At 67.1% G+C, this 6,228-nt stretch carries 10 protein-coding genes; all 10 read right to left on the reverse strand.

Annotation, left to right across the window (positions count from 1 at the left end; all coding sequences use genetic code 11):
- Positions 1-102 precede the first annotated feature (102 nt).
- The 10 genes from EDC25_RS14800 to EDC25_RS14815 all read right to left on the reverse strand — a co-directional run bounded on the left by EDC25_RS14800 (position 103) and on the right by EDC25_RS14815 (position 6,084).
- Complete coding sequence (locus tag EDC25_RS14800; protein ID WP_164483912.1) at positions 103-264, reverse strand: hypothetical protein; 162 nt, start codon at positions 262-264, stop codon at positions 103-105.
- Between the two features lie 255 nt (positions 265-519).
- Positions 520-801, reverse strand: a complete 282-nt coding sequence (locus EDC25_RS14345) for a hypothetical protein (protein WP_132577765.1) — start codon at positions 799-801, stop codon at positions 520-522.
- A 262-nt stretch (positions 802-1,063) separates the two neighbouring features.
- Positions 1,064-2,026 carry a HEAT repeat domain-containing protein gene (locus tag EDC25_RS14350; RefSeq protein ID WP_132577767.1) on the reverse strand — a complete coding sequence of 321 codons (963 nt, stop codon included), beginning with the start codon at positions 2,024-2,026 and terminating at the stop codon, positions 1,064-1,066.
- Positions 2,027-2,058: 32 nt separating this feature from the next.
- Positions 2,059-3,024 carry a hypothetical protein gene (locus EDC25_RS14355; protein ID WP_123520663.1) on the reverse strand — a complete coding sequence of 322 codons (966 nt, stop codon included), beginning with the start codon at positions 3,022-3,024 and terminating at the stop codon, positions 2,059-2,061.
- Entirely contained in the window at positions 3,021-3,560 is a 540-nt protein-coding gene (locus EDC25_RS14360; protein ID WP_132577769.1) for a hypothetical protein, read from the reverse strand. The genes EDC25_RS14355 and EDC25_RS14360 overlap by 4 nt, the downstream gene beginning before the upstream one ends.
- Positions 3,561-3,574: 14 nt before the next feature.
- Positions 3,575-4,111 (reverse strand): SH3 domain-containing protein, encoded by a 537-nt coding sequence (locus EDC25_RS14365; protein ID WP_123520661.1) that lies wholly within the window; start codon positions 4,109-4,111, stop codon positions 3,575-3,577.
- A gap of 139 nt (positions 4,112-4,250) precedes the next feature.
- Positions 4,251-4,727, reverse strand: a complete 477-nt coding sequence (locus EDC25_RS14370; protein ID WP_132577771.1) for a hypothetical protein — start codon at positions 4,725-4,727, stop codon at positions 4,251-4,253.
- Between the two features lie 84 nt (positions 4,728-4,811).
- Positions 4,812-5,252: an SH3 domain-containing protein gene (locus EDC25_RS14805; protein WP_164483858.1), complete on the reverse strand. Its 441-nt coding sequence runs from the start codon at positions 5,250-5,252 to the stop codon at positions 4,812-4,814.
- Between the two features lie 77 nt (positions 5,253-5,329).
- Positions 5,330-5,938, reverse strand: a complete 609-nt coding sequence (locus EDC25_RS14810) for a hypothetical protein (protein WP_123520658.1) — start codon at positions 5,936-5,938, stop codon at positions 5,330-5,332.
- Positions 5,935-6,084 (reverse strand): hypothetical protein, encoded by a 150-nt coding sequence (locus EDC25_RS14815; protein WP_164483857.1) that lies wholly within the window; start codon positions 6,082-6,084, stop codon positions 5,935-5,937. Before EDC25_RS14815 ends, EDC25_RS14810 begins: the two co-directional genes overlap by 4 nt.
- Positions 6,085-6,228 lie beyond the last annotated feature (144 nt).

A 6,228-nucleotide genomic window follows, 5' to 3' on the forward strand; every position in this document is an offset into this window, starting at 1 on the left:
CCCAGGGTGACCTTGACCGCATCGGCCAGGATGTTGACGCCGGCCAGGATGCGGGCGCGGGCGTCTTCGGAGAAACGGACTTCTTTGGCTGCCATGGGACTGTTAGTAGAACTCGTAGCCGGCCTCAACCAGGGCGTCGTACTGGGCCCGGGTCTGCTTGATCAGATCGGCGTAGGCGGCCTTGACCTTGCGGTCCTGGGGCGCATGCTCCATGGCGTCGTAGGCCGCGGCAATGCGGGCGGCGCGCGCCTCGTCGACGACCACATATTCCGCCTGGCGGCGGAGGTCGATGCCTACTTTTTGGGCGTAGGCTTCTGCGACGGCGACGAGACGAGGGTCCGGTCCAGTCGCGCCTGCAACGCGTGGGGCGCCAGGTAGCGGCTCGTCAGCGCCGATTTGCTGTCCGCCTCCGTCTCGGGTCGCGGAGCGGACAGGTTCTGCAGCGGCTTCGGCAGCTGGGCCTCGAGCTCCGCTGGCAGCGGATCCGGCACCCCCTGCGGGTAGGCGTAGCCGCGGGACTTACGGGCACTCCACCCAGATGAGCCGCTCACCGTCGCGGTACTGCTGCATGCATTCCGCTGTGCAGGCAGCCGTCTGATTGCCAGATGCCGTGGCCGCGCAGTAATTGGCGCAGGTATTCTCGATCGCCTGTTCGGCGTAGCCGGATGACCCCTTGTAGGTTTGCCCATCCACGGTCATCTCGCCGGTACACGTCTGGCCGGACCCGCACCCGGCGCATGCGATAAGACACAGCGCTGCGATCAGCGCGAATGCACTGGTGTTGGGACGAGTTGTTTCCATCGCTTTTCTCCATTACTTGCCAATGTTCCCGCTGGCCGGCCGGAGCAGGGCCGCGGACCTGGGACCGCCCATCCGAAAGCGGCGGCGTTCCTGCTGGCGCGGTTCGATCATCGCCGCGAAAGCCGCGCCACCGTGCCCGCGCTCCCGCTTCAGGTCATGACCGGTGCGTGATCGGTTCTTGAACAGTGATAAACGGGCCGGCAGAAAGTGGCCCGTGTGAGGCCCGGATGCGGACGCCGCGCGTTGCCGCCGCTGCGTGCCGTCATGGCGTGCCGGGATTGTCAGGTGCTGCGAGGCGGGCGATGGCCGTATCCAGCTCGTTGGCATAGGCGTCGCCCTCGCCGATGGCGCGCCGGGCTTCCCGCAGGGCGTCCAGCGCCCAGGTCAGGCCGAGGTCGGCGATGGCGGCCGGGACGCGCGGCCGGGATACGGCGAGTTGTGCGACGAGGAAGGTTTCCGCCCAGGCGCGGTCGTGTCCGGTGGCGGCGCGCACGCGCTCGACAGGAACGGGCGTGGCCGGATCGAGTAGCGCGGCGGCGAGCGCGTCGCCGAAATCGGCGGGCGCGGTCGGCTGGTAGATCAGGTCGAGTTGCTGCGGGGTCTTGCCGTCGATCAGCCCCCGAACGAAGCGCCCGGCCTCGTCCGCGCCACGGCGGGCGAGCGATTCGAGGGGACTGGCAACAAGCAGATGGATGCGTTCCAGCGGAGCGTTGAATTCCGGCTGCCCGTCGGCGGTGCGGACGAGCGGCGTCAGCCCGAACGCATCGAGCAACGCGGCATAGGCTTCCGATCGCAGGGCCGGAGTCGGGTCGTCGAGGCTGGCCACAAGCGCGTTGAACGCGACTGGGCGGGGGTGGTTTCGCAATGCGTGAACGGCGGCGAAGCGTTCGATGAATGAGGTGGCGGACAGCGCGTCGTGGGCGATGCGCTCGGTGGTGTCGGCGCCGAGCCGGTCAAGGGCGAGGTTGGCCCAGACGGCACCTGGCGAGGCCGAATCCGCCGCAATGGCTTCGAGCACGGGAATGGCACGGGCGACGCCCAGATCAGCCAGCGACAGGATGGCACGACGGTCGTGGTCGCGGCGGGCGCGGTGCAGCAGGGCGTCTTCGGCCATCGTGCGCTCGGCGGGCGTCAGCGCGGTGAGATGTTCGAGGTCGTAGGTGTCCTGTCGTACCGCGCCGTGATCGAGGCTGCGCAGGAAGGTTTGCAGGGCCTGGGTGGTCATGTCGTTGCGGCATGACGGCATCGCCGTGGGCGCTATTTGACCCGGGAAGCCAGCACCATCCAGGTGTCGCCGACCCAGTAGCCCTCGAACGGCGCGGCCTGCCTGTCCGTCGGGGTGATGATCGACAGGTCGTAGACCTGGGCCACCTCCGGCTTGTGCGCCCTGGTGCGGATCGCCACGTGCACCGGCAGGCCCCATCTGGCCGGTTGCCCGAGCAGGTTGCGTTCGGCCACGAACCAGTCGCCTTGCACGGACACGGCCAGCACCTGGGTGCCCTTGGTCTGGTTGCCACCCCATTCCGGGTGACCGGACAGGAACTGCTTCACCGCCTGGGCCAGCGCATCGGCCTGCGCAACGCCGGCGCTGGAGGGTTTCCAGTCCCGGGATTCCAGCGCCTTGCGTTCCAGTTCGGCGAACTGCTCCAGGGTTGCCGCGAGGCGGGGTTCGAGGGCCGCGGCGGCCTGCCTCACTTCGGCATCGTCCGGGGCGAACTGGTCGCACATCGACGCCAGACCACGGGCATCTTCGACCGCCTTGACCTGCACGGTCGGATGCAGCCGCGCGATGTACGTCGCATCCACGCCCCAGGTCTCCACCAGTTCGATGCAGTTGCGCGCGTTTTGCGGCCCGGCCGCTTCCACGGCCTCGATGAAGCGACGCACCTGCTGCTGCGCCTTCCATGCCTCATCGCCCCTGTCCATGCCGAAGCGTTGATAGAGATCGCCCATGTCGCTGCCGTTGCGCTGCTCCCATTCGGCGAGCTGCGGCTTGAGCTGCCGGGCCAGCCCCTGGGCCATGCGCAGCGTCTGCAGTTTCTGCCTTGCCACGGGCACGTTCGAACCGGGGCCGTTGGAATCGCTCCCCAGTTCGTAGTCCGCGCGGTTGCCGATGGCCTGTGCCTGCGCGGCGGCCTGCGCGATCCAGGCGTGGTCATCAGCGGAGGCCAGGCAGGGGGCGCAGAGCGCGATCAGCGCCAGGGATGCGAAACGATGCTTCATTGCGTGCTCCTTTCTTTCGCGTAGGACTCGATGTCGGGAACCGGATGCATGCGGGCGGCACCCGAGTGCCGCAGCCGCAATCCGGTGTTGGGCCGCGACCGGTAAGTGCCCAGCCAGAGCGCGGCAGGCGGTGGTTCGGGCGCCGCTGCTTCGGGGTTCGGTGAAGGCGGTGTTGGCAGAAGCGATACCGTCAGCGTGAACGCGACGGGCTTGCCGCTGTTCCAGTCCAGGTTCTCGATGCAGAAGTAGAGGTTTCCTTCCAGCGCCGAGGTCCGTTCGGTTGTGCGATGGGAGGCGTCGATCTCGCTGCGGCAGAAGATGACGCGGCCCTGCTCCGACTGGAGGCTGGCTTCGGCCTCCTGCCCGGCTTTCACGCCGGAGAAGATGTAGGTGGGAGAACGATCGGTAAGGCTGCCCGACACGCTGGTCGAAACCTCCCCCTCGGGAAAGCGTATTTCCACTTCCTGGGCGAACAGGCACGTTGCCGGAGACACGGTCACGGCGATGGCGATCAGCAGGCGGATCGTCGGGTTCATGGACATGGTCTCCTTCAATCGCATTCGATCCACGGATTGCCGCAGTAGGCACCCGATGGCATCCAGCCCCTCAGCTGCGGGTCGATGATTTCCGTTCCCGTGACCGGCAGTTCGACCTGTACCCATTCGCCACGGCAGTCGGACAGGGGCAGCACCGCATCGAACAGCGAAATATCGACCGGTTCGGCGCTCATCGAAGGCTCGACGAACACCGTGTAGCGGGGATGCGACTTGACCGCCAACTGGATGGCGGGCACCCATGCCGTGCCGGAAAAGACCGACCGGCTCCGGGAGTCCACAGCGTGATCGACCTTCAGCCAATGGATGTCGAGGTGGCGATGCTCGACGCCGACGATGCCGAACACAGTGCCGCCTTCATCGGCGGGCACCGTGGCGACGAGATCGAACTGTTCGCCTGCCCCGGCGCGCAGCTCGATGGTGCGCAACGGTTCCAGCGCGAAGGCGTAGGTGTTGCAGGACTGTTCGGCATGGACGGGAACGGTGGCCATGGTTGTCGACAGCACAGCGAGTGCGATCAGAGGGCGCTTCATGGTGTGGTCCGAGGCAAGGACAGGTGGGTTTCAAGGCCCGGCTGGAGCTGGGCCGCCGCGCCCCGTCCTTTCCGCAGGCGCGAAAAGGACGGGGTGCCTGCGCCCGCCCTGGTGCCAGCCGATGGCCTGGCGTGGGTTCTTATTGGACGATCCGGCAGGGGTTGAGCTGGGCGTAGTTGTCGACCAGACCGCGCGGCACCGCCTTGACCGTGCCGGTGACGATCAGCGCATCCTGTGGTCCACGCGATTTGACGTCGTCTGCCGGCGCCTGATCGAGATAGCAGGTGGCAGCGTTCCGCCGCTCGCTGAAGCTCGCACCAGGCGTGTTGACGATGACGTGGAAGTCCTTGGCGACGCCGCCTTCGACGTTCTGTCCATGTCCGCCATAGGTGCCGGCCACCGTCACCTGCTTGCCGATCCAGGCTTCCTTGTCGGCCTTGTACGCGGCTTCCAACTCGACGGCGGAGATGGTCGCCTGTTCCGGCGCGGTACCGGATGCGGCGGTCGCGGCAGGGGGACTGGCACTGGTGTCACTGGAGGCTCCAGTGTCGCCACCACAGGCGGAAAGTGCGAGTGCCATCGTGATGGACGAGGCCAGGGAGGTTGTGCGGGTCATGGTGATTCTCCTGTTTGGGTTCAGTGACTGGTTCAGTGATCGGGGGTGCATGGATGGATCTCGGTTCTGGATGACGAATGGGATTTACATGCAGTCCTCCCAGGGGCTGCCGCACCAGGCACCGTACGGCAGCCAGCCTTCCGTGTCCGCGCCGCCGCGCATGGGAACGGCGACCTTCACCCAGTCGCCCGAGCAGCCGAGCAGGTTCACGTCGAGTTCGGCACGCAGGCTGCCGAGCGCGTCGCTTTGCCTGTCGGGTGATGCGTGGTAGTCGACGAGGGAGTCGTCCCGGCTGAAGGTCCGCACCGCCAGCAGCGGCGCATGGATCCAGCCGGTGCCGGTGAACACGCGCGTCTTGCTGGCGTCGATGGCGGAGGTGACTTTCAGCCAACCGTTGCGCGCGCCCTGGATGAACACCAGCGTGCCGCCGGCGTTGGCGGGGAGCCGGCCCACGATCGGCGCCTTCAAGTCCGCCTCGGCACGAATCCTGACGCCGCTGTCCGTATTGGCGACGAAAGCGGCCATTTCGCACGCCGTTTCAGCCTGCGCGAGGGCGGGCGTCGTGCAGGCGGCGAGAAGGATCGAACACAGGACGAACGTCTTCATGATGCCTCCGGAAGCCGTTGCGCGGTGAAGCGGCCCTGGACCCGACCATCGGAGTCGGAGAAGTCGATCTCCGCAGTGATTTCCGACGGGGTGGACGAAACGATCCTCACGGTTCCTGCGGCTTGGCTGCCTGCCAGCATGGTGCCGGGCTTGCCGTATCGGTCGATGGCGACCCATGAAACGCGGTCGAACGGGGTGGCTGCCGGCCCGTACTCTCCGGGGCGAACCGGCGCGTCGGCGGGGGCGTCCTTGTCCGCCTCGATCTGGATCTCCACGCGGAACTGGCCGTCGGCATCGATGCGGCGGTAGTCCTGCTGCGCCGGATCGGTCAGTTGCAGGTCGTAGTTGGCCAGGTAGATCCGATGCACGGTGGCGGGCACGCGCTCTGGCCGGTTCACGATGGCCGAATCGCTCAGGATCAGGTTGTGCCTGAGCGTGGCGAATGCCGCGTAGGTGGGGTCGAAGGCAAACGTCTGTTCGCCGAATGCCACGGTGAGTGCCGGGGGCGGGGGACTGACCTCCCAGGCCTGTTCCGGTGGCGCTTTGTCGCCGCATCCGGCAAGCAGCGCCGCCAACGTCATGAGTGCGCAGATGGCGTGTTTCATGGCGATAGGGCTTGCACGTCGCTGGCGATGATGTCGGCATCGACGAGCTTGACCTGCTCGCCGAGGGCACCGTCGATGCGACCACGCACCAGATGGACCCGTCGCGGTACGGCCAGCTCGGCGGTGGGTGCCGTCGTGAGCTGCACGTGGATGCCCTTGCGATGGGTGTCCGCATCCTGGAGTTCGACAGCGTATGCACGCGGTGCCCGCCACGTCGATCAGCACGCTGTCGATGCGCGGCAGCATGACCGGGGCGGCACCGCCGTAATTCCCGAGCGGCAACAACATCG

This window comes from Pseudofulvimonas gallinarii, from assembly GCF_004343305.1.
In the GTDB taxonomy this organism is placed as follows: domain Bacteria; phylum Pseudomonadota; class Gammaproteobacteria; order Xanthomonadales; family UBA2363; genus Pseudofulvimonas; species Pseudofulvimonas gallinarii.